Source organism: Actinosynnema sp. NPDC050436 (assembly GCF_040655415.1).
Taxonomy (GTDB): Bacteria; Actinomycetota; Actinomycetes; order Mycobacteriales; family Pseudonocardiaceae; genus Actinosynnema.
This window is the reverse complement of the sequence record NZ_JBFAJV010000019.1, coordinates 48,319-71,213: the sequence shown is the minus strand read 5'-3', so window position 1 is coordinate 71,213 and position 22,895 is coordinate 48,319. Positions and strand designations below refer to the sequence as shown.

At 73.5% G+C, this 22,895-nt stretch carries 19 protein-coding genes; 4 read left to right on the top strand and 15 right to left on the bottom strand.

The features are described 5' to 3' along the window. From mraY to mraZ, 7 genes are all read right to left on the bottom strand, one after another. Nucleotides 1-1,089 carry a phospho-N-acetylmuramoyl-pentapeptide-transferase gene (mraY, locus tag AB0I60_RS32930; protein ID WP_360736878.1) on the bottom strand — a complete coding sequence of 363 codons (1,089 nt, stop codon included), beginning with the start codon at nt 1,087-1,089 and terminating at the stop codon, nt 1-3. Beyond that, the gene (murF, locus tag AB0I60_RS32925) at nt 1,086-2,546 is read right to left on the bottom strand and encodes a UDP-N-acetylmuramoyl-tripeptide--D-alanyl-D-alanine ligase (RefSeq protein ID WP_360736876.1); all 1,461 of its coding nucleotides are present in this window, start codon (nt 2,544-2,546) and stop codon (nt 1,086-1,088) included. The genes mraY and murF overlap by 4 nt, the downstream gene beginning before the upstream one ends. Continuing rightward, the gene (locus AB0I60_RS32920) at nt 2,543-4,075 is read right to left on the bottom strand and encodes a UDP-N-acetylmuramoyl-L-alanyl-D-glutamate--2,6-diaminopimelate ligase (protein WP_360736874.1); all 1,533 of its coding nucleotides are present in this window, start codon (nt 4,073-4,075) and stop codon (nt 2,543-2,545) included. Before AB0I60_RS32920 ends, murF begins: the two co-directional genes overlap by 4 nt. Nucleotides 4,076-4,403: 328 nt before the next feature. Then, a complete protein-coding gene (locus tag AB0I60_RS32915) occupies nt 4,404-6,308 on the bottom strand; it encodes a penicillin-binding protein 2 (RefSeq protein ID WP_360736871.1) in 1,905 nt (634 codons plus the stop codon). 124 nt (nt 6,309-6,432) lie between these two features. After that, complete coding sequence (locus AB0I60_RS32910; RefSeq protein ID WP_360736868.1) at nt 6,433-7,062, bottom strand: hypothetical protein; 630 nt, start codon at nt 7,060-7,062, stop codon at nt 6,433-6,435. Then, nucleotides 7,059-8,003 carry a 16S rRNA (cytosine(1402)-N(4))-methyltransferase RsmH gene (gene rsmH / locus AB0I60_RS32905; protein ID WP_360736865.1) on the bottom strand — a complete coding sequence of 315 codons (945 nt, stop codon included), beginning with the start codon at nt 8,001-8,003 and terminating at the stop codon, nt 7,059-7,061. Before rsmH ends, AB0I60_RS32910 begins: the two co-directional genes overlap by 4 nt. A gap of 162 nt (nt 8,004-8,165) precedes the next feature. Then, entirely contained in the window at nt 8,166-8,597 is a 432-nt protein-coding gene (mraZ, locus tag AB0I60_RS32900) for a division/cell wall cluster transcriptional repressor MraZ (RefSeq protein ID WP_184690528.1), read from the bottom strand. A gap of 557 nt (nt 8,598-9,154) precedes the next feature. Here mraZ and AB0I60_RS32895 point away from each other — a divergent pair. Genes AB0I60_RS32895 through AB0I60_RS32885 form a run of 3 tightly spaced genes read left to right on the top strand, consistent with a single transcriptional unit; the run spans nt 9,155 to nt 13,849 of the window. After that, nucleotides 9,155-10,144, top strand: a complete 990-nt coding sequence (locus AB0I60_RS32895; RefSeq protein ID WP_360737033.1) for a MoxR family ATPase — start codon at nt 9,155-9,157, stop codon at nt 10,142-10,144. A gap of 1 nt (nt 10,145) precedes the next feature. Next, nucleotides 10,146-11,411 carry a DUF58 domain-containing protein gene (locus tag AB0I60_RS32890; protein ID WP_360736861.1) on the top strand — a complete coding sequence of 422 codons (1,266 nt, stop codon included), beginning with the start codon at nt 10,146-10,148 and terminating at the stop codon, nt 11,409-11,411. Nucleotides 11,412-11,413: 2 nt separating this feature from the next. Further along, nucleotides 11,414-13,849, top strand: a complete 2,436-nt coding sequence (locus AB0I60_RS32885) for a DUF3488 and transglutaminase-like domain-containing protein (RefSeq protein ID WP_360736859.1) — start codon at nt 11,414-11,416, stop codon at nt 13,847-13,849. A 230-nt stretch (nt 13,850-14,079) separates the two neighbouring features. Here the strand turns inward: AB0I60_RS32885 and AB0I60_RS32880 are convergent, their stop codons facing one another. The 6 genes from AB0I60_RS32880 to AB0I60_RS32855 all read right to left on the bottom strand — a co-directional run bounded on the left by AB0I60_RS32880 (nt 14,080) and on the right by AB0I60_RS32855 (nt 20,109). After that, a complete protein-coding gene (locus tag AB0I60_RS32880; RefSeq protein WP_360736857.1) occupies nt 14,080-14,463 on the bottom strand; it encodes a DUF3040 domain-containing protein in 384 nt (127 codons plus the stop codon). Nucleotides 14,464-15,423: 960 nt separating this feature from the next. Continuing rightward, nucleotides 15,424-16,347, bottom strand: a complete 924-nt coding sequence (locus AB0I60_RS32875; protein ID WP_360736854.1) for a hypothetical protein — start codon at nt 16,345-16,347, stop codon at nt 15,424-15,426. A gap of 201 nt (nt 16,348-16,548) precedes the next feature. After that, entirely contained in the window at nt 16,549-16,806 is a 258-nt protein-coding gene (locus AB0I60_RS32870) for a hypothetical protein (RefSeq protein WP_360736851.1), read from the bottom strand. Nucleotides 16,807-16,932: 126 nt separating this feature from the next. After that, nucleotides 16,933-17,574, bottom strand: coding sequence for a Crp/Fnr family transcriptional regulator (locus tag AB0I60_RS32865; protein ID WP_360736849.1), 642 nt, complete (start codon nt 17,572-17,574; stop codon nt 16,933-16,935). 93 nt (nt 17,575-17,667) lie between these two features. Then, the gene (locus AB0I60_RS32860; protein ID WP_360736846.1) at nt 17,668-18,945 is read right to left on the bottom strand and encodes a DNA polymerase IV; all 1,278 of its coding nucleotides are present in this window, start codon (nt 18,943-18,945) and stop codon (nt 17,668-17,670) included. Between the two features lie 63 nt (nt 18,946-19,008). Next, nucleotides 19,009-20,109 (bottom strand): amidohydrolase family protein, encoded by a 1,101-nt coding sequence (locus AB0I60_RS32855; RefSeq protein ID WP_360736844.1) that lies wholly within the window; start codon nt 20,107-20,109, stop codon nt 19,009-19,011. 38 nt (nt 20,110-20,147) lie between these two features. On the opposite strand from AB0I60_RS32855, the gene AB0I60_RS32850 reads away from it, so the two are divergent. Next, nucleotides 20,148-21,464, top strand: a complete 1,317-nt coding sequence (locus tag AB0I60_RS32850) for a glutamine synthetase family protein (protein WP_360736842.1) — start codon at nt 20,148-20,150, stop codon at nt 21,462-21,464. Here AB0I60_RS32850 and AB0I60_RS32845 read toward each other — a convergent pair. Together AB0I60_RS32845 and AB0I60_RS32840 are read right to left on the bottom strand one after the other, a co-directional pair. After that, on the bottom strand, nt 21,461-22,009 hold the full coding sequence (locus AB0I60_RS32845; RefSeq protein ID WP_360737031.1) for a sigma-70 family RNA polymerase sigma factor: 549 nt from the start codon (nt 22,007-22,009) through the stop codon (nt 21,461-21,463). The two genes, AB0I60_RS32850 and AB0I60_RS32845, sit on opposite strands and share 4 nt — an antisense overlap. A 161-nt stretch (nt 22,010-22,170) precedes the next feature. Next, nucleotides 22,171-22,893, bottom strand: a complete 723-nt coding sequence (locus AB0I60_RS32840) for a methyltransferase domain-containing protein (RefSeq protein WP_360736840.1) — start codon at nt 22,891-22,893, stop codon at nt 22,171-22,173. Nucleotides 22,894-22,895 lie beyond the last annotated feature (2 nt).

Here is a 22,895-nt window from a genome sequence, read left to right as displayed (position 1 = left end):
TCAGCTCCCCGCCGCCGTCAGCCACTCGCTGTAGAACAGGCCCAGGCCCAACATGCAGCACATGCCGGCCATCAACCAGAACCGGATGATCACCGTGGTTTCCGCCCACCCGGCCAGCTCGAAGTGGTGGTGGAACGGGGCCATCCGGAAGAGCCTTCGCCTCGACGTGCGGAAGACCGCGACCTGCAACACCACCGACAGCGCCTCGACCACGAAGATGCCGCCGATCACGACCATGAGCAGCTCGGTGCGGGTGGCGATCGACAGGCCGGCCACCAGGCCGCCCAGCGCCAGCGAGCCCGTGTCGCCCATGAAGATCTTGGCGGGCGCGGCGTTCCACCACAGGAAGCCGATGCAGCCGGCCATCGCGGCGGCGGCCACCAGCGCCAGGTCCAGCGGGTCGCGCACGTCGTAACAGCCAGCCACCAGCAGGTTCGAGCAGTTGTAGCGGAACTGCCAGAAGCTGATCACCACGTAGGTGCCGAGCACCATCGCGGACGTGCCGCCGGCCAGGCCGTCCAGGCCGTCGGTCAGGTTCACCGCGTTGGACCACGCGCTGATCGCGGCGTAGCAGAACACCACGAACCCGACCACGCCGAAGGAGACCACCGCGATGTCGCGGACGAACGACAGGTTCACCGACGCCGGGGTCAGGCCGTCCTTGTTCGGGAACTGCATGACCAGGACGGCGAAGATGATCGTGGCGACGAACTGGCCGACCAGCTTCGCGGTCTTGTTCAGGCCGAGGTTGCGCTGCTTGCGGATCTTGATGAAGTCGTCCAGGAAGCCGACGATGCCCAGCGACGTGGTCAGCATCAGCACCAGCAGGCCGGACGCGGTGGGCGTCTGCTCCTGCGCGGACGCGGACATCGAGTTCACCAGGTGCGCGCCGAGGTAGCCCAGCCACATCGCCACCAGGATCGCCACGCCGCCCATGGTGGGCGTGCCGCGCTTGGTCTTGTGGCTCTGCGGGCCCTCCTCGCGGATCTCCTGGCCGAAGCCCTGCCGCGAGAAGATCTTGATCAGGTACGGCGTCAGCATGATCGACGCGATCAGCGCGATGGCCGCCGCGATGAGGATGCTCTTCACTTGCCGACCGCCTCCAGAAGGGCCTCGGCAACCCGCCACAGGCCGTAAGTTTTGGATGCCTTCACCAGCACGACGTCACCGGGACGCACCTGCTCGCGGAGCAGTTCCACGGCAGCCGCCACGTCCGGCACCAGGACCGCCTCTTCGCCCCATGATCCTTCCAGGTGAGCACCCTGGTGCATCGGGCGGGCGTCCGGCCCGACCACTACCAGCTTGTTGATGTCCAAGCGGACGGCCAGGCGGCCGATTTCGTCGTGCGCGCGGACGTGGTCCGCACCGAGTTCGGCCATCGGTCCGAGCACGGCCCAGCTGCGCCGGGCCGGCGTGGTGGACCGCGAGATGGTGGCGAGCGACTTGAGGGCCGCGCGCACCGCCTCGGGGTTCGCGTTGTAGGCGTCGTTGACGACGGTCACGCCGTCCGGGCGCTCGTGGACCGCCATGCGGTGCGCGGAGACCCGCTCGGCGCTGCCGAGGGCGTCCGCGACCTGCTGCGGCGTCGCGCCGAGCTCCAGGGCGACGGCGGCGGCGGCCAGGGCGTTGCCGACCTGGTGCGGGCCGTGCACGGCCAGCCGCACGTCGGCCTCGCCGTCGGGCGTGATCAGGCGGAAGCCGGCGCGCGCCCGGTCGTCCAGCGCGGTGTCGGCGGCGCGGACCCGCGCGGCGGTGCTCTCGCCGACGAGCACGACCTTCGCGGCCGTGCGGGGGGCCATGCCGGCGACCAGCGGGTCGTCGGCGTTGAGGATCGCCACGCCGTCGGCGGGCAGCGCCTCGACCAGCTCCCCCTTGGCCTGCGCGATGCCCTCGCGGGAGCCGAACTCGCCCAGGTGCGCGCTGCCCACGTTGAGCACGACGCCCACCTTCGGCGGCGCGACCCGGCACAGGTCGGCGATGTGGCCGGTGCCGCGCGCGGACAGCTCCAGCACCAGGAACCGGGTGTCGGCGTCGGCGCGCAGCACCGTCCAGGGGTGGCCCAGCTCGTTGTTGAACGACCCGGGCGGCGCGACCGTCGCGCCCAGCGGGGCGAGCACGGCCGCGATCAGGTCCTTGGTGGTGGTCTTGCCGGACGAGCCGGTGACGCCCACGACGGTCAGGTCGGGCAGCCGGTCGACCACGTGCCGGGCCAGCTTCGCCAGCGCCGCCAGGACGGCCGCGCCCGCGCCGTCGGAGTCGTCGGCGAGCACGTAGGAGTTCCCGTGGCCGGTCTCCACCGGCGGCACGATCACCGCCGGGGCGTCGACCGGGCGTCCGGCCAGCACGCCCGCCGCGCCCTTCGCCACCACCTCGGCCGCGAAGTCGTGGCCGTCGACCCGGGCACCGGGCAGCGCCAGGTACAGCGCGCCCTCGCCCACCTGGCGGGAGTCGAACTCGACGGAGCCGGTCACCACGGGCGAGCCGTCGGTGTTGTGCAGGGTGCCGCCGACCACCTCGGCGATCTCGGCCAGGCTGAGCGGAATCATCGGCGAACCTTCCTGATGGCCTCGGCCAGGGTGTCGACATCGGAGAACGGGTGCACGACCCCCGCGACCTCCTGGCCCGTCTCGTGCCCCTTGCCGGCGACCACGACCACGTCCCCGGCGCGCGCCAGCGACACGGCGTGCCGGATCGCGTCGCCCCGGTCGCCGATCTCGACGACCTCGCCGCGCTCGGCCTCCGGCAGCGCCAGCGCGCCGCCCAGCATCGCGGCGCGGATCGCCGCCGGGTCCTCGCCCCGGGGGTTGTCGTCGGTGACGACCAGGACGTCGCTGCGCCGCGCCGCCGCCTCGCCCATCAGCGGGCGCTTGGCGGTGTCGCGGTCCCCGCCGCAGCCCAGCACGGTGATGACCCGGCCGGTCGAGCGGGCGCGGACGGCGTCCAGCGCGAGCGCCACCGCCTGCGGCTTGTGCGAGTAGTCCACGACGGCGGTGTAGTCCTGGCCCTCGTCCACCCGCTGCATCCGGCCGGGCACGCGGACCTCGGCGAGGCCGCGCCGGATCGCGTCGACCTCGACGCCCCGGGCGTGCAGGCAGGCGATCGCCAGCAGCGCGTTGGCCACGTTGAAGTCGCCGGGCAGCCGCAGCTCGACCGGGATCTCCAGGCCGTCGGGGCCCCTGGCGGTGAACCGCTGCTCGCCGGTCGGCGACACGCGCACGTCCGAGGCGGTCCAGGCGGCGTCCCCGGTGGTGGACACGGTCACCGTGTCGGGCGTGACCAGGCGCGGCCCCCACTCGCCGTCCACGCAGACCACCTCGACCGCCGCGCGGCCGTCGAACAGCAGCGCCTTGGTCCGGAAGTAGTCCTCCATGTCGGGGTGGAAGTCCAGGTGGTCCTGCGACAGGTTGGTGAACGCGCCGACCGCGAACCCGACACCGCCGACCCGGCCCAGCCGCAGCGCGTGGCTGGAGACCTCCATGGTCACGTCGGTGACGCCGCGCTCCTCCATCACCGCGAGCAGGGCGTGCAGGTCCGGGGCCTCGGGCGTGGTCAGGGCGCTGTCCAGGCGCTCGCCGGCGATCCGGGTCTCGACCGTGCCGATCAGGCCGGTCGTGCGGCCCGCCGCCCGCAGCGCGGACTCCACCAGGTAGCTGGTGGTGGTCTTGCCGGAGGTCCCGGTGATGCCGAGCATCGCCAGGCGGGTGGACGGGTCGCCGTAGACGCGCGACGCCAGCACGCCGAGCACCGCGCGCGGGTCGGGGTGGACCAGGACCGGCACGTCGGCGGCGAGCTTGGCGGCACCCACCTCGTCGGTCAGCACGGCGACCGCGCCGAGGGACAGCGCCCGGTCGGCGAAGTCGGCCCCGTGCGCGCGTGCGCCGGGCAGCGCGGCGAACAGGTCGCCGGGCCGCACGTGCTGGGCCCGCAGCGTCACACCGCCGACGAGCACGTGCGCCCGGTCGGGCGCGGTGAGGTGCGCGTCCACTGTGGAGGCGAGCTCGGACACGGGAACGGGCTGGACGCGGGAAGGGCGAGGCGGGGCGGTCGCGACCTTGCCCTCAAGCTTGGCAGGCACGCGCGGAAGGCTACCGGCGCACGGAGAGTGGCCACCCACCACGTCCACCACAGCCCCTGCGACATTCGCCCGACCACCCGCGCGGGCCACACCGGACCGTGCCGCACACCGCCGCCGACCACCGGTTCTGTGGAATTTCCGGCACGACGCGGGAGATTCGCGCCACTGCGCCCGCCGTCACGCGTGAACGTCCGGCGCAGTGGCGGGCGAACGTGGTGCCTGCACACAGCCGGAGGCGCGCGGCGGTGCCCCTTCCGGCGTGATGGCGCGCAAACGTTTTGCACGACCCCCGCGACACCACCACAGGTGCCGTGCGCACCCGGGCCGGTCAGAGGACCAGCGGCACCACCGGGCTCTGCTCCGCCGACAGCGGCACCTGGTAGCGCTGCGACAGGTACGAGGCGATGTCGTGGAACAGCGGCGCGGCGGACTGGCTGTACTTGGGGTCGCCGGTGGGCGCGTCGAGCATCAGGCCCACCACGTAGCGCGGGTTGTCCGCCGGGAAGATGCCCGCGAACGTGATCCAGTACTCGCTCTGGCTGTAGCACGCGCAGTTCTTGTCGACCTGCTGCGCGGTGCCCGTCTTGCCCGAGACCTGGTAGCCCGGCAGCGCGGCGGACGGGCCGGTGCCGGTCTGGTCCGGCTCCCCCGGCGTCTTCTGCACCACCGCGCGGAACATGTCCCGGACCGTCTTCGCCGTCTGCGGGCTGACCACGCGGGTCGTCTCGGGCTTCGGCGTTTCCTTGCGCGCGCCGTTGGCGTCCACCTCGGCCCGGATGATCCGGGGCGGGACGCGCACGCCGTCGTTGGCGATCGCCTGGTACATGCCGGTCATCTGCAGCAGGGTCACGCTCAGGCCCTGCCCGATCGGCAGGTTGCCGAACGTCGAGCCGGACCACTGGTTGCGCGGCGGCACCGAACCGGACTCCTCGCCCGGCACGCCCGACTGGGTGCGCTTGCCGAGCCCGAACTTGGTCAGCATCTCCGCGTACCGGTCCTCGCCGATCTTCTGCGCGGTCATCAGCGTGCCGACGTTGGACGACTTGGCGAACACCCCGGTGAACGTCATGTCCTGGGTGGGGTGCTCGACGGCGTCCTTGATGGTCCGGTCGGCGAACTTGATCGTGTACGGCACGGTCAGCACGTCGTCCGGCTTGGCCACGCCGTCCTCCACCGCCGTGGCGGCGGTGACGATCTTGTTCACCGAACCCGGCTCGAACAGCGACGACACGGCCGTGTTGCGGGTCTGCTCGTCGGTCGCCTGGCCGAACTTGAGCGGGTCGAACGTCTTGTCGTTGGCCATCGCCAGGATCTCGCCGGTCTTCACGTCCAGCACCACCGCCGAGCCGCTCTTCGCGCCCGACTTGGCCGTGTAGTCGGTGATCATCCGCTGCACCGCGTACTGGGTGTCCACGTCGAGGGTCAGCTCCAGGCTGCGGCCCGGTGTCGCGGCGGCCAGCTCGCGGGACCGGCCGGGGCCGGGGATCACCACGTTGCCGCCCTGCATGGTGTCCACCACCCGCTGGCCGTTGCGCCCGGCCAGCAGGTTGTCCTGCGAGTTCTCCAGGCCGAGCAGGCCGTGCGTGGCGGGCGGCTGCTGGTCCTTGCGCCAGTTCGCCGCGCCGACGATGTTGGACGCCAGCTCGCCGTTCGGGTAGACCCGCACCGCCCGGTACTCCGAGCCGATGTCGCTGTACTTCTCGGTGATCGCCGACGCCTTCCCCGGGTCGACGTTCTCCACCAGCTCGATGTAGGTGGTGTCCTTGGTGAGCATCCCATAGATCGTCTGCTCGTCGGTCTTCTGGCCCTGCACCTCGCTGCCCAGGGTCTCCTGGACGAACTTGGCGACCTCGCGCGCCCAGTCCTCGTAGGTGCCGATCTCGGGCTTCGCCTCGTACGCCTTGGCCCACTTCTCGCGGGTCATCTGCGGCACCGCGTACAGCGCGCTCGCCTCGATGCTGAACGCGAGCTGGTTGCCGTTGCGGTCGGTGATCGAGCCGCGCGCCGCCGGGATGTCGATGAAGGTGGCGCGCTGCTTCTCGGCCTGCGCGGACAGCGCCTCCGCCTGGAAGACCTGCACCTTCACCAGCTGCGCGCCCGCCAGCACCAGCGCGCCGACCAGCAGCAGCCGGCCGACGGCCATCCGCACCCGGCTGTTGCCGCGCCGCCGCTTGGCCGGGGCGCGCACCGACAGCGGTCGCCGAGCGGGCCTGCCCCGACTGGGCCCTGGCATCACGAACCTCCAGCACTAGCCGCGTACCGGCCCACGGACCGCGTGGGCGTCCACCGGGTGTCCCGCCCCGCCGGCCCGGCCGCCCGGCCCGCCCCGGCGACCCGGGCACCGGAGCGCACCGGCATCACCGGCCCCCGGCCGCCTGCTGCCCGTCCTGGCCGGGCTGCTGCGCGTTCGGGTCCGGCTGGCCGGCCTGGGTCGGGGGCTGCTGGGCGTTCGGGTCCGGTTGGCCGTCCTGGGCGGGCGGCGTCTCGGCGGGCGGCGGCTCCGGGGCCTTGGCCTCCGAGGGCTTGCCGTACAGCTCGACCGAGCCGTCCGGCAGCTGCTTGAGCCGCGCCGGGTCGCCGGCCGGCACCAGGCCGAGCTTCGCCGCCGCCTCGGCGAGCTTGAGCGGCGACTCGGCCAGCGCCACCTCCTGGCGGAGCTGCTCGACCTGCCGGGCCAGCCCGGTCTCCTCGGCCCGCGCGTCCTGGAGCCGGTAGGAGTCGGCCGCCGCCTGGGTGGACAGCCACATGATCGCCGCGATGCCCACCCCCAGCACGACCATCACCATGACCACGAACGGGGCCTTGGGCGCGACCGAGGGCCGCCGGGTGACCGCCGGCTTGCGCGCCGGGGCGGACCGCTGCGCGCGCCGGGCGTAGGCCCGCTCCGCCGCGGCCGACCTCGACCGGGCGGGGACCGACTTCAGCGCCCGCTCGCGGGGCTTCGCCGGGGACGACGGCACGCCGTTGGACCGTGCGGGTGCGGTCACGACGCCTCCCGGATGCGTTCGACGGCGCGCAGCCGAACCGGCGCGGCCCTGGGGTTGTCCTCGATCTCCTGCTCGTTGGCCACCTCGGCGCCCCTGGTCACCAGCGTCAGCTCCGGGCCGTGGCCGGGCAGCTCGACCGGGAGCCCGTGCGGGGTGCGCGAGACGGCCAGCGGCGCGAACGCGCGCTTGACCATCCGGTCCTCCAGCGACTGGTAGCTCTCCACGACCATCCGGCCGCCCACGGCCAGCACGGACAGCGCTGCCGGCAGCGCCAGCCGCAGCGACTCCAGCTCGCCGTTGACCTCGATCCGCAACGCCTGGAAGGTGCGCTTCGCCGGGTGGCCGCCGGTCCGCCTGGTCGCCGCCGGCACCACGTCGTAGAGCAGCTCGACCAGCCGGCCGCTGGTCGTGAACGGCTCGCGGACGCGCTCGCGCACCACCGCGCCGGCGATCTTGCGGGCGAACCGCTCCTCGCCGTAGTCGCGCAGGATGCGGGTCAGGTCGTCCACCGAGTACTCGTTGAGCACGTCGGCGGCCGTCATCCCGGTCCCGGCGCTCATCCGCATGTCCAGCGGGGAGTCCCGGGAGTAGGCGAAACCGCGCTCCTCGGCGTCGAGCTGGAGCGAGGAGACGCCCAGGTCCATCAGGATGCCGTCCACCGGGCCGTCGACCGCGTCCGCGATCCCGTCGTAGGTGGTCTGCACGAACGTGACCCGGTCCGCGTGCGGCGCGAGCCGCTCCCGGGACAGGGCGATCGCCTGCGGGTCGCGGTCCAGGCCGATCAGCCGGACGCGCGGGTGCGCCTCCAGCACCGCCTCCGAGTGGCCGCCGAGCCCGAGCGTGCAGTCCACGAACACCGCGTCGCGGTCGGCCAGCGCGGGTGCCAGCAGGTCCAGGACGCGGCCGAGCAGCACCGGCACGTGCCGCGCTCGCTCCACCATGTCCTCTCCCACGCACCTACCCCCACCGGCCACAAGAAAATCGGGTGTCGTCAGGTCCCCGCCCGCCCGTCGGACCTGGCGCCGGGGAAGGTGCGCCAGGGCCGAAAGCCGAGCGGACCGAGGCCTCACGGCACCCGAGAGCTCCTGCGTTCAAGCCCGTACTCAGAAGACGCCCGGCAGCACCTCCTCACGAGCCTCGGCGTAGCTGTCCTCGTGCTCGTCCAGGTAGCGCTGCCACGCCTGCGCGTCCCAGATCTCCAGCCGGTTGATCGCGCCGATGACCACGCACTCCTTGGTCAACCCCGCGTACCGGCGCAGTTCCGGTGCGATCGACACCCGGCCCTGGCCGTCCGGCCTTTGCTCGTCGGTACCCGCGAACAGGTAGCGCTGGTAGGCGCGGACGGCCTCGTTGGTGAACGGAGCATCCGCGACCTTGCGCGCCATCTGCTCGAACTCGGCCCTCGGGAACACGTAGAGGCAGTGGTCCTGGCCCTTGGTGACCATGAGACCCCCCGCTAGCGCGTCCCGGAACTTCGCAGGCAGCGTCAACCGGCCCTTGTCGTCCAGCTTGGGGTGGTGCGTGCCCAGGAACACGGCAACCCACCTCCCGCGGCCGGATGGTGAACCGGCAGTGGGGCCCCCGTCTGCCCCACCGGCCGCCACAGTACCCCACTTTTCTCCACAGTCAACGCGGAAACGGGTGGTCGCACCTCACGCCGACGAGCGTTTACGCAGGTAGAGCGAAGATGGCCGGCGTGGGGCGCGGTGGGGGACGTGGCGCACCTCCACCTCGGCGGGTGAGGCGAACCGGCCCGAATCCCACCCGAACGGCGCAGCGAAAACGGGCAAAACACGTCCGGCGGGGCCCGAGGTGGGGAATCGTGGGAGGAGGGGTGGAGCGGCTCGTCCACCAGGGGCGTGGAATCCGCCCCCGCGAAACTGTTCAATCGGTGTATGGCGCTTCGCCATGGTTTGACACACTGCGTGAAACGCTCACCGCCACCGCGAACCGGTCGCGGTGGTCTTCGGGAGGTCGAGTGACTCCGAGTACCCAGCCAGCCGCTCTGCCCGAGCACTCGTACGGCGGCGGTGGGCCCCACCACGTGAACCACGCGGCGCACCCGGCACAGGCCCCGGCGCGGCCGGACGAGGTGCTCGCCGAGCTGCACGCCGTGGTGGGCCGGATCGCGGCCAACGTCGAGAAGGTCATCGTCGGCAAGCCCGACGTGGTCCGGGTCGCCCTGGTCACCCTCCTGGCCGAGGGCCACCTGCTGGTCGAGGACGTGCCCGGGGTGGGCAAGACGTCGCTGGCCAAGGCGCTGGCCCGGTCGATCGACTGCTCGGTGAGCCGCATCCAGTTCACGCCGGACCTGCTGCCCAGCGACATCACCGGCGTGTCCATCTACAACCGGCAGGACAACGACTTCGAGTTCCGCCCCGGCCCGGTCTTCGCCAACATCGTGGTGGGCGACGAGATCAACCGCGCGTCGCCCAAGACCCAGTCGGCCCTGCTGGAGTGCATGGAAGAGCACCAGGTCACGGTGGACGGGAACACCTACCCGCTGAGCGCGCCGTTCATGGTGATCGCCACCCAGAACCCGATCGAGATGGAAGGCACCTACGCGCTGCCCGAGGCGCAGCGCGACCGGTTCACCGCGCGGGTGTCCATCGGCTACCCGGACCCGCAGGCGGAGCTGGCCATGGTCGACGAGCACGCGGGCAACGACCCGCTGGCCGACCTGCGCCCGGTGTCCGACGCCGACCAGGTGCTCAAGCTGGTGCACGCGGTCCGCCGGGTGCACCTGTCGCCGGAGATCCGCCGCTACGCCGTCGAGCTGGTCGGGGCCACCCGCCGGCTGCCCGAGCTGCGGCTCGGCGCCTCGCCGAGGTCCACGCTCCAGCTCGTGCGGGCCGCGCGGGCGCAGGCGGCGCTGTCCGGGCGCGACTTCGTGGTGCCCGACGACGTGCACGCGATCGCGGTGCCCGTGCTGGCGCACCGGCTCGTGCTGACCGCCGAGGCCCAGGCCGCCCGCCGGTCGTCCGCCGACCTGGTGCGCGCGCTGCTCCAGCGGGTCCCCGTGCCGCAGGGCGCGCTGGACCCCTCGGGCCAGTTCCTGCACAACCACCACCCCAACCGCTGACATGCGCGCAGCCCTGTCCGGGTTGACCACCAGGGGCCGCTGCCTGCTCGCCGCCGGGATCGCCGCCGGCCTGTGCGCGATCGTGCTCAACGAGCGCGACCTGCTGCGCGTCGCGGCGTTCGTGGTCGCGCTGCCGCTGCTCGCGGCCTGGCTGGCGCAGCGGGCCCGGGTCGGCCTGCACGCCGCCCGGTTCCTGTTCCCCAGCCGGGTGCAGGTCGGGTCCGCCACCGACGTGCGGGTCGAGCTGCGGTCCGCCGGCCGGCTGCCCACGGGCGGCCTGCTGCTGGAGGACGCGGTGCCCTACGCGCTCGGCTCGCGGCCCCGGTTCGTGGTCGAGCGGCTGCCGCGCAACACGGTGACCGCCCTGCGCTACCCGCTCAAGCCGGTCATGCGCGGCATCCAGCAGGTCGGGCCGCTGATGGCGCGGGTCACCGACCCGTTCGGGCTGGCCGAGTTCGACCGCGAGCTGGCCGGCCGCTCCCGGCTGGTCGTGGTGCCCCGGGTGGTCGGCCTGGCGGGCCTGCCCAGCGGTTCCGGCATGGGCTCGGGCGACGACGGCTCGATCCGGCTGCGCAGCGGTCAGGGCGAGGACGACGCCATCGTCCGGCAGTACCGGCACGGCGACGACCTGCGGAAGGTGCACTGGAAGTCGACCGCGCGGCGCGACGAGCTGATGGTCCGCGTCGAGGAGCGGCCGTGGCGCGGCGGCACGACCGTGCTGCTGGACCACCGGCTGACCGCGCACCGGGGCAGCGGCCCCGGCTCGTCGCTGGAGTGGGCCGTGTCGTTCGCCGCGTCGGTGTGCCTGCACCTGCACCGCTTCGGGCACCAGGTGCGGCTGATCGGCGACGACGGCCGGGTGCTCGCAGGCGGGACCGGCGACGGCGGGCACAGCGACGCGGTGGTGCTCGACGCGCTCGCCGCGCTCCAGCCGTCGCACCGCCGCGAACCGGCGGCGGGCCTGGACCCGGGCGCGGGCCAGGAGGTCATCGCGGTCCTGGGCGGCTCCACGCCCGCCGTGGTCGACGCGCTGGTGCGCAACCGGCCGCGCGGGATGCGCAGCCTGGCCGTGGTGCTGGACGTGCGGGCGTGGGCGGCGGCCACCGAGGACCCCGCACCCGACCCCGACGAGGCGCGCGGGCTGCTCGGCGCGGCCGGCTGGGGAGCGGTCGTGGCGCGGCCGTCGACCCCGATGGGGCAGATCTGGCAAGAGCTGTGCCACAGCGCGGGCAACCGCGGACCCGTGGTGCGCACGGAGGTGGGCTAGAGGTGACCGGCAGGACCGCCACCGGGGGCAACTGGGTGGTCAGCGCGACGCCGGCGGTGGCCGGCCTGGCGACGTTGTGCGCGGCGACCGCGCTGTCGAGCGTGATCGGCGGTGTGCTGTGGCTGGTGAACCTGGCCGTGGCGATCATCGTCGTGGTGGGCACGGGCGTGCTGCTGCGCGCGACCCGGCTGCCGTCCGGGCTGGTGGGGTTCGGCCAGGTGATCGCGCTGACGAGCCTGCTGGTGACCATCTTCACCCGCACCGGGTTCCTGGTGCTGATCCCCACCCCGCAGGCCATCGCCGACCTGGGCTCGGTGCTCGGCGACGCGTTCGCCGAGGTGCAGACCGGCGTGCCGCCGGTGGACGACAGCGACGCCATGCGCTGCCTGGTGATGGTGTCGATCGGCCTGGTGGCCGTCCTGGTCGACCTGCTCGCGGTCGGCGCGTCCGCGCCCGCCGCGTCCGGCCTGGTGCTGCTGTGTGTGTTCGCGGTGCCCGCGTCGCTGGCCGACGAGATGCTGCCGCTGTGGACGTTCGTGCTCGGCGCGGCGGCGTTCGCGCTGCTGCTCGCGGTCGACGGCCAGCACCGGCACCAGGCGTGGCGGGGCAGGCTGCCCAAGCGCGGCGCGAGCGGCTCCGGCCCGGCGGCGACCGCCGTGGCGGCGATGGCCGTGGTGATCGCGCTGGTCGCGGGCGCGAGCATCACCCTGGTCGGCACGGTCGGCAAGCTGCCCGGGACCGGTGACGCGGTCGGCGGCGGCGCGGACCGGCTCGGCCTCGACCCGATGACGCAGTTGCGCGGGATGCTCGACAAGGGCAACACCAAGGAGCTGTTCCGGGTCCGGGGCCTGAGCGAGTCGGCGTACCTGCGCGCGATGACGCTGCGCGAGTACGTCCCCGACCAGGGCTGGAAGATGGGCGACGACCTGCCGACCGGCGTGGCCGCGAACGGCGTGCTGCCCGCCCAGCCCGGCGACCCGGGCGGCGGCGAGGTCTCCCAGGTCACCATCGAGCCGGTGAGCTGGCTGGACAACTGGCTGCCGGTCTACGGCAGGCCCCGGCGGCTCCAGGACGTCGAGGACAACTGGCGCTACGACCCGGTGCGCGGGATGGTCTACAGCGTCCGGGCGCGCGAGGCGGGCGCGTACCGGCTGGACACGGTGCTGAAGACCCCGCCCGCCGAGGCGTTGCGCAAGGCGAGCGGCGCGGTCGACGTCGAGGACGTCTATCTGGAGGCCCCCGGCGTGTCGCCCGACGTGCGGAGCCTGGCGCGGGAGATCACCAAGGGCGAGAGCAACACGTTCGACAAGGCCACCGCGCTGTACAAGTACTTCACGGACGGCACGAACGGCTTCACCTACACGACGGAGACGGCGAGCGCGCAGACCAGCGACGCCCTGCGCGACTTCGTGTTCACCGGCAAGAGGGGCTACTGCGAGCAGTACGCGTCGGCGATGGCCATCATGGCCAGGTCGATCGGCCTGCCGTCCCGGGTGGCCATGGGCTTCACCGCCGGCTTCCCCACCAACGACGCCCAGACCATCACCACGCAGGACGCGCACGCGTGGGTGGAGATCTACTTCCCCGGCTACGGCTGGATGGTCTTCGACCCGACGCCGCTGTCGGACGGCCGCGCGATCGTGCCGCCGTACATCTCGGGCCAGAGCCCGGACGGCGAGGAGACCGACTCGACCGACGCCACCACGACGACGACCACCGACACCACGGCCGCCACCGCCACCAGCACCACCGCCGCCCCCGACGCCACCGGCCAGGACGGCGGGGCGGAGGAGGCCGCGCCGACGCCGACGTGGCACCTGGTGGCCCTGCTGGTCGCCGCCGGCGTGCTGGTGGTCGCGGCCCTGTCGGCGGCCCTGTCGAGCCGGGGCAGCCGGCGCGGCGCGGGCGGGGGTGGGCCGAGGTGGCTCCTGCCGGCGCTGACGGGCCTGGCGGTGGCCGCCGGGGTGGCGGCGGTGACGTTGGCGCTGGCCCTGCTGTCGTGGTGGCTCGCCGTGCCGGTGCTGGTCGCCCAGGTGGCCGCCGTGCCGGCCGCGATCCGGGCGGTGCGCCGCCGGGCGAGGTTGCAAGCCGTGGCCGACCTGGGCCCGAACGCGGCCGGGGCCGCGTGGCAGGAGCTGCTGGCGGAGTCGGTGGACCGGGGCACGCGGGTGCCGACGACGGAAACCGTCCGGGTGGCGGCCCGCCGGATGGCCCGGGTCCACAACTTGGATGAACAGGGCCGGGACGGTCTGCGCACGGTGGTGGGCGCGGTCGAGCGCTCCTGGTACAGCGCGAACGGCAACGCCGACCCGACCCTGCCGCGAGCAGTGGCCGACGTCCGCCGGAGCCTGAGCAGGAACGCCCCGCTGGCTTTGAAGGCGAAGGTCCTGCCGAGGTCGGTGCTCCAGCCGAACACCACCCCGGAGTCCGACGACTAGCCGGGCCCCGACGTCATCATCCGATGTGGCCCGCACCCGATCGGGTGCGGGCCACATCGGTGTCGAGGTGCTTCCACCCCACGGTCCCGGAGAGCGTGACGGCCCAAGGGACGGACGCTGCTCGGTGCTGGGCGGATGTTCCGGGCATACGCACGGCCCGCCTCCCGTTGATCGATCCGACCGGGGTCGGCGATCGGGCGGGCGCGGGCCGGGTGCGTCGGCAGGGGCGTCTACTCGTCCTCTAGGCGACGACGGAAACGCTCTTCCATCTTCTGGGAGAACGAGCTGCGGCTGGGCCGACTTCCCTCTTCGTTGGGTTCCTCGGCAGCCTGCTCACCACGACGGAGTGTCGTCACGGTGAGCAGCACGCCGAAGAACATCAACAGGAAGCCGACCACGCTCACCACCGGGATACCAGCGAGCTTCGGCAACATCACACCGGTCACCAGCAGTGCCACACCCACGGCGAACAAAGCGATGCCCTGGATGCGACGCCGTCGTGACGGTTTGCGCAGCTTGGCGCCGCGCACGGTGGATGCGAACTTCGGGTCCTCGGCGTAGAGCGCGCGCTCGATCTGGTCGAGCAGTCGCTGCTCGTGCTCGGAGAGTGGCATGGCTCCTCCTCCGGCACAGCGGTCGCGGGCGCCGGGTGTTCACGGTTGCCGCCGGTCCCGGCGGACGCCCCACCCTGGGGGCGTCACAACCAGGATACGATTCGCGGGGCTTGGCGACTACCCAGTCCGTGCCCCTAAGCGGTTCCTTCGGTCACCATCATCCTCACGGGTCAACGGTAGGGCCGACGTAAGGCGGCGAAAGCAGCCCGAAAGGTCATCTGTCAACCCTTCGGCCGTACCGGAACGGGCGAGGCGTGACCCTCACCACACCGCCCAAACCACGCGAACCGCCCGCTCCGCCCCAGGTTCGGACCTACGAAGCTGCCCGCCGAAAGGCGGCCAACCAGCGGTCACCCGCCGCCCGCCCACCACCAACGGTCACCGCCGGCAGCCACCAGCGCCAGCCGCCGGCGGCCACTTCGGCCGCCCGCCGCAGCCCACCACCGCCCGGCCGCTCACGCTCCCAACCCCCGGCGGCTCACCCGCCCGACCCCGCCCGACCCCCGGCCGCCCTACGCTGCCCACCGCCAGCCGCCCGCTCGGCGTCCCCTGTCGCCTGCCGGACGGGGTTGGCGCTGCGGCCGGCTGTGGTCGGCTGCGGCCGAGCTTCGGGTACACCGGCGTGCACCGGGGCAGCGCGGGCGGCCGGCAGCGGGGCACCACGCACACGCCCCTCGGCCGCGCGCCGGAGACCCGGCGAGCGGACGCGACCGGCGGGCGGTGCGGATCGACCCGTCCGCCGACGAGCCGTCCCCCGACGAGTCGTCCGCCGACGGGACGAAGGTGGTCGCGGTCGTCGGCACCCGCGTGGCCGGCCTGGCGGCGACCGCGCCGGCCGAACGCGGCGCTCGGGTGCGGAGGTCCCCGGGCGTGCAGGGCCGACCGAGGGCGTCCGAGGCGAGGGAGTGGGCGGGTCAGGGGTTGGGCGGGCTGGAGCGGGGCGGACTGGAGCGGGGCGGGTCAGGAGTTGGTGGTCATGCGGGTTCCTCTCACCAGGGGGCTGGGGCGGGTGGTGGCGTGGCGGTGGGCGTTGTGCAGGGCGGTCACGGCGGTGCTCGGGGAGTGGCGCAGTTCGTGCGGGGTCGTCCGGGCCACCACGATCCCGGCCGCGGCCAAGCGGTGGTCGTCGGGGTTCGGGGTCAGTTGCCACACCACGCCCGGGTCCGGCCACCAGGCGTCGGCGGTGCCCAGGGCGACTCCCCCGTCCGTCTCCAACTCCACGTGCCACGTCGGCGGCGGCAGCCGCAGGTCGGTCAGCAGCGCCCTGGCCCACGCCTGCGGCACGGTGCGCACGCCGCCCGCCAGGTCGGCCAGCACCCTCTGCGCCGGCTCCGCTCCCCTGGCCAGCGCTCGCGCCAGGTCGGCCACCGGCACCCCGCCCCGCCGCACGACCTCCGTCAGCACCGCGCGCACCGCCTCCAGGTCCGGCAGCAGCGCCCGGACCGCGTCAGCCGCCGCCCTGGTCAGCGGAGCGGTCAGGAAGCCCCGGCGCAGGACCGGGGGCGGCAGCACGCGGACCCTGGTCACCTTCACCTCGGGTGCCGGCTCCACCGGCCGGGCGGACAGCACCCGCACCGGGCCCGCCACCGGCACGGCGCGCAACCCGTGCAGTTGGAGGGCGTCGAGGGCGGTCAGCTGCGCCCCCGGACCGGCGTGGCGGAGGGCCGCCTGCATCAGCTGCCGGCGGTTCGGCGGTTTTCGGGTTAACAGCAGGACCCCGGGCACCAGGTGCTGCCACTGGCCGCCGGGGCGGCAGCGGGCGGTCAGCTCGTCATTGGGCAGGCCCAGGCTGATCAGCTCGGTCGCGGTGGCCACCTGGTGCGGGAACAGGCCCGCCAGGGCTTCCAGTCGGATCGTGGTGCGGGATTCGGTGTTCGTGTGCATGGGTCCACGATGGACGGTGGTGGACGGCCCGTCGACTGTGGTCGGACGATCTGTGGACAGCGAATCCGGCCTGTGGACAAGTCGAGCCCGCGACGCGCCGGACGGTCCACGCGCGAAAAAGTGAGGTCTTCCGCAGGCCCGACCGCCTGCGGAAGACCTCACCGGGAACGGCGACCACCCCTCATTGGCCGCCAGGTGGCTCTACAGCCGGACCAGGTCCTCCCTGATCCCGGCGTCCAGTTCACGTCGCCCGGCCCGCACGTCGCGCCACGCGTCGTGCACGGCGACCAGGCCGCCGGTCAGCACCAGCGCCACGGCGAGCGCGATGGGGCCCGTCGTGTCCAACTGGGTCAGGATCACGGCGGCGGCCCAGAGCTGGACGACGGTGAAGACGAGGGTGCAGGCGAGGCGCTCGGTGAACTTCCGGCGCGACCTCGCGGGTTCCTCTTTGTGGTTCATGGTCTCCCCCTCTGAGCTCGGCGTACCTCATTTGTAGGGGGGTGGAGCGGAATCTTCTGCGTCAGATGACGCACAACGCGTATCGATGTCGACGCGGGCCGTGACCGGGCCGGCAACGGCCGCCGATCACATCGTCAGGTCGTAGAGGCGGTCGACCTCCAGGATGTCGATCTTCCGCCGCCCGGTGCTGATGATGCCCTCCTCGCGCAGCGCGCGGAGCACCCTCACCAGCGATTCGCGCGAGGTGCCCGCGATGCCCGCCAGCTCCTCCTGGCTCAGCGACACCGCGCCCTGGTCGGCGATCCCGCGCTCCAGCGCCACGTCGATCAGCACCGCCGCCACGCGCTGCGTCGCGGTGCCGCTGATCTGGATGCGCTGCCGGTCGGCGTCGCGCTGCCGGGCCACGATCACGGTCAGCAGGGCCCACGCGATCCTCGGGTGCCGCTGGCACAGCGCCGCGAACCCGGACGCCGTCAGCACCAGGGCCCGCACCGCGCCCAGCGCGCGGACGGTCGCCGACCTGGGCCGGCCGTCGATCGCGGACCGCTCGCCGACGATGTCGCCCGCGCCGCGCACCGCCAGCACCTTCTCACCGCCGGCCGCGGTGGTCGCGGTGACCCGGAGCAGGCCCTTCCGCACGATCAGCACGTAGCTGGTGATCTCACCCTCGTGGCACACCACCGCGCCGGAGGCGTAGTCGCGCTCCGTCCCCGTCGTGCTGAGCACCGCGTGCTCGGCGGGCGTGAGCAAGCCCCAGAACCGGTCCACCTCGTGATGGTGCCCGGTGATCGACCCCGACGTTCGGCGGACGACGATCCACCACCCGAACGGCCCGCTGCGGACGTCGGGAGCCCGAACCGGTCAGCGGTCGGGCTTGGGCTGGGGCAGGTTGGGTTGCGACGGCGCGGGCGACAGCAGGGTCGCCGGTCGCACGGCGGTCCGGCCGAACCGGGTGCGAGCCTGGTCGGCGGCCTGCTCGGCCTCCCGCCAGCCGCGTTCCGGCGCGTCGAACATCAGCTGCTCGCCGCCCTCCCCCTCGACGAGCTGCTCGATCCGCACGCCGATCAGCCGGACCGCGCCGGGCGGCACCTGCTCGTCCAGCAGGGTCGACGCGGTCTTGTAGACCTCCTGGGTGACGTCCGTCGCCACCCGCAGCGTCTTGGAGCGGGTGATCGTGGTGAAGTCCGCGAACCGGACCTTGATCGACACCGTCCGGCCGCGCAGCCCGCGTGCGCGCAGCGCCCCGGCGGAGCGCTCGGACAGCCTCAGCAGCTCGCGCCGCAACACCTCGCGGTCGAAGTGGTCGACCTCGAACGTCTCCTCCGCACCGACCGACTTCTCCCGGGTCGACGGCACGACCGGCCGGTCGTCCAGGCCCTGGGCCAGCGCGTGCAGGTGCTCCGCGAGCGCCACCCCCAGCACCCGGCGCAGCCTCGGCAGCGGGGTCGCCGCCACGTCCGCCACGGTCTCCAGCCCGACCCGGTCGAGCTGCTCGGCGGTGCGCTTGCCGACGCCCCACAGCGCGGACACCGGCAGCGGGTGCAGGAACTCCAGCACCGACGCCCTCGGCACGACCATCATGCCGTCCGGCTTGCACAGGCCGGACGCGAGCTTGGCCAGGAACTTCGTCGGCGCGACCCCGACCGAGCAGGTGACTCCCTCGGCCTCGGCCACCTGCCGCCGGATGGTCTCGGCGACCGCACCCGGGGTCGCCCGCAGCCGCCGCAGCGCGCCGCTGACGTCCAGGAACGCCTCGTCCAGGCTCAGCGGCTCGACCAGCGGCGTGATGTCGCGGAAGATCGCCATCACACCCCGGGACACCTCCTGGTACCGGGCGTAGTTCGGCGTCACGAACACCGCGTGCGGTGCCAGCCGGCGGGCGAGCGCCGTCGGCATCGCGGAGCGCACGCCGTACTCGCGGGCCAGGTAGTTCGCCGCCGACACGACGCCCCGGTTGGCCGTGCCGCCGACGATCACCGGCTTGCCGGCCAGCTCCGGGTTGTCCCTGATCTCCACGGACGCGTAGAAGGCGTCCATGTCGACGTGCAACATCGGGCAGCCGGTGTCGTCCGGCCACCGGCCGTCCCGCGCCCGGAACCGGTCCACCAGGCCGCGCGGCAGGTTGGCGCTGCGACCCACGGACCACCTCCCGCACACGGCATCGAACGCGTGTTCGACATCCTACGCCAACCGGATGCCGGTTCAGTCCAGCCGATAGGCCCGGCGGGCGTTTTCCGACCCGATCAGGTGAGCGACGCGCACCGCGTCCGCCTCGCCGAACGCCTGCCGACGCATCCCCGCCAGCAGGAAGTCCGACAGCGCGCGCCGGAAGAACAGCGCGCCCAGGTGGTACAGCTCGGCCAGGCCGAACGCGTCGGTCGAGAACAGGAACTTCCCGAACGGAACGACCTCCAGCGCCTCGGCCAGCACCCGGCTCGCCTGGTGGCCCAGGGCGTGGGTGGCCAGGCCGAGGTCGGCGAACACGTGCGGGAAGACCTGCGCCAGGTACCCGGCCGACCGGTGGAACGGGTAGTTGTGCAGCAGCATGATCGGCACGCCCAGGTGCTCGGTCGCCCGCAGCAGGTCGGTCAGCAGCGACGGGTCGGCCCGGTGCAGCGCCAGGTCGCGGTCGCCGTAGCCGACGTGGAACTGCACCGGCAGGCCCCGGTCCAGCGCCTCCCACACCAGGAAGCGGGAGAGCACCTCGTCGGCGCACCGCCCGCCACCGGCCGCCGCCCAGCGCTCGCACGCCGCCACCACCTCGGCGTCCGACGGGCGATCCCCGGACAGCGCCAGGCCGACGCGGTAGGCCGCGATCGACTTCGCCGCCACGGCCGGCGCGCTCTCCAACGCCCGGCGCACCGAGTCCGGGAACCCCGTGACACCCTCGATGATCACCTCTTCGGCCAGGCGTTCCAAGCGGAGTACCGGGAGTTCACGGGATCCGGTGAACATCGAGGGCCCGTGCAGCCGCTCCGGCCACAGCCCGCCGTCCACCAGGAACGCCGTGATCCCCGACGCGACCAGGAACGCCCGGTTCACCTCGGCCGCGCCCAGTGACGCCCGGCGTGCCACGTACTCGTCCGGCGGGGCGTGCGCCGGCAGGTCCAGCAGGGGCGCGCACCAGCGCCGGACCGCGAACCCGAGGGACGAGTCGAACAGCGAGGTGCCCCACGGGCTGACCACGTCCGCCTCCGTGAGCATCTGCTCGAAGCCGGTCCGGTCGAGGTCGTCGCGCAGCACCCCGTGGCAGTGATGGTCCACGAGGTTCAACTCGGCCACGTAAGGCAGCAGCGGCTCCACTTGTTGAAGAGTAGTGACCTGGTGTAACCACGCACCTCATGGACACCGCAGAACGGGACCACCGCCAGGCACAGGCGACCGCGCTGCTCGACGGCCTCGCCGATCGGGACGTCGTCGCGGTCGCCATCACCTGGGTCGACCACAGCGGCATCGCCCGGGTGAAGTCGGTCCCGCTCGACAAGCTGCCCCGCGCCGCCGCGCACGGCGTCGGCGCGTCGCCGGTGTTCGACGCCTTCCTCCTCGACGACACGATCGTCGCCGGGCGCCACGCGGGCGGCCCGGTCGGCGACCTCCGCCTGCACCCCGATCTCGCCCGGATCACCGTCCTGGCCGGTCAGCCCGGCTGGGCGTGGGCACCGGCGGACCGCTTCGACCAGCACGGCGAGCCGCACCCGCAGGACGAGCGCGGCCTCGCCCGCACCATGGCCGACCGGCTGGCGGTCAACGGCTACGAGGTGCGCGCCGGGTTCGAGGTGGAGTGGGCGGTCGGCCAGGGCGGCACGGACGACTTCCGCCCGGCGACCACCGCCGCCGCGTACGGCCACGCCCGCCAGGTGGAGCTGTCGGACTACTGCGCCGACCTGATCGCCGCGCTGACCGAGCAGGGCGTGGACGTCCTCCAGTTCCACCCGGAGTACGCGCCGGGCCAGTTCGAGGTGTCCACCGCGCCGGAGGACCCCGTGCACGCGGCCGACACCGCGGTCCTGGTCCGCGAGACCGTCCGGGCGATCACGATCCGGCACGGGCTGCGCGCGTCGTTCTCGCCGAAGGTCGTGGCCGGCGGTGTCGGCAACGGCGGTCACCTGCACGTCAGCCTGTGGAAGGACGGGAAGAACCTGTTCGGCGGAGGCGTGCACCCGGACGCGGAGGCGTTCGCGGCGGGCGTCCTGCGGCACCTGCCCGGCCTGTGCGCGATCGGCTGCCCGTCCGTGGCGAGCTACCTGCGGCTGGTGCCCTCGCACTGGGCAGGCGCGTTCGCGGTGTGGGGCGTGGAGAACCGGGAAGCCGCGCTGCGCCTCGTGGAGGGCCGCGACCTGGAGGTCAAGTGCTTCGACCTGTCCGCGAACCCGTACCTGGCGGTCGCGGCGACCCTCGCGGCCGGCCTGGCGGGGATCGTGGACGGGGAGCGGCTGCCGGACCCGATGACCGTGGACCCCGCGCACGTGGAAGGCGTGCAGCGGCTGCCCACGTCGCTGGAGGACGCCGTGCGGGCGTTCGAGGAGGACGAGGTGCTGACGGAGGCGTTCGGCGTCGAGTTCGCGGCCACCATCGCGGACGTGCGGCGCGGCGAGATCGCCCGCTTCGCCGACGCCACGCCGGAGGAGGTCGCGCACGCCACGCGCTGGCGGCACTAGCCGCTCAACACCTGGCGGGACGTCCCGACCTCCCTCCGCAACCGGGACAGCGCCCGGTGCTGCGCGACCCGCACCGCACCGGGTGACGAACCCACCACCACGGCCGTCTGCTCGGCGGTCAGCCCCACCACCACGCGCAGCAACAGGATCTCCTGCTGCTTGTCGGGCAGGATCTTCAGCAGCCCGGCGACGTGGCGGGACAGTTCGGCGCGCAGCGCGCTCTGCTCCGGACCGTCGTCGTCGGACGGCGCGTCGGGCACCTCGGGTACCGGTTCGGCGCGGTTGCGCAGCGACAAGCGGTGCGCGTCGGCGACCTTGTGCGCCGCGATGCCGTACACGAACGCCAAGAACGGCCGCCCGTGGTCCTTGTACGACGGCAGCGCGGTGAGGACCGCCAAGCAGACCTCCTGCGCCACGTCGTCCGCCGAGGTGTACGACCGCTCCTGGCTGCCGACCCGTGCACGGCAGTAGCGCACGACCAGCGGGCGGATCGAGGCCAGCAGCCAGGCGATGGCGATCCGGTCGCCACCCACGGCCCGGCGCACCTCCTCGTCCGGCGGCCCGGGTTTGGCGGGCTCCGGATCGTCCGGTTCACCGGTCACCGGCGGCCCCCGGTCGACGGGACGGCCTCTGATAAGTGCGGATCTCCCATACGGGGCTCCTGGTCGGTCGGCAGCGGCTTGCCGACCCCGTTTCTACCGCAAAGTCACCCGGCGCGACGGGCCAACACGTGCAGCCGCGCCGCGACGTCGCGCAGCGGCGACCGGGTCGAGGCGGCCAGTTCCAGCTCCGCCAGCGCCTCGGCCGCACCGGGGTTGGCCTCCAGCACCGAACCCGGGACCAGGTCGGACACCACGCCGTGGCCCTGGAGCAGCTCCAGGTCCAGGCCCGCGCCCAGCACCAGCGCCTCCAGCCCGGCCACGTCGAAGCGGCGCAGCAGCGGCTCGCGGGAGCCGACGAGCTGGCCCGCCTCGTCGTCCAGCAGCCGGCGCGCGTCCACCAGCCGGCCCGCGATCGCCCGGTGCAGCACGGCCGCGAACCGGTTGGCGACCAGCACGGACACCGCGCCACCGGGTGCGACGGCCTTGGCCAGCGCGTTCAGCGCCACGGCCGCGTCGTCCACGACCTCCAGCAGCCCGTGGCCGAGCACCAGGTCGGCCGACGAGTCGGCGTCCAGCGCGTCGGTGTCGCCCTGCACGGCCGTGATGCGCTCGGCCACACCGGCCTCCGTCGCCCGCCGGTGCAGCGTGGCCAGCGCGTTGGGGCTGGGCTCGACCACGGTCACCACGCAGCCGGCCACAGCGAGTGGGACGGCCCACACACCGCTGCCGCCGCCCACGTCGAGCACCCTGGGCGGTTCTCCGCCCCGGCGCTCCCGCGCGGCGGCCAGCTCGGTGTCGAGCACCCTGTGTACGGCGTCCGGTCGCATGG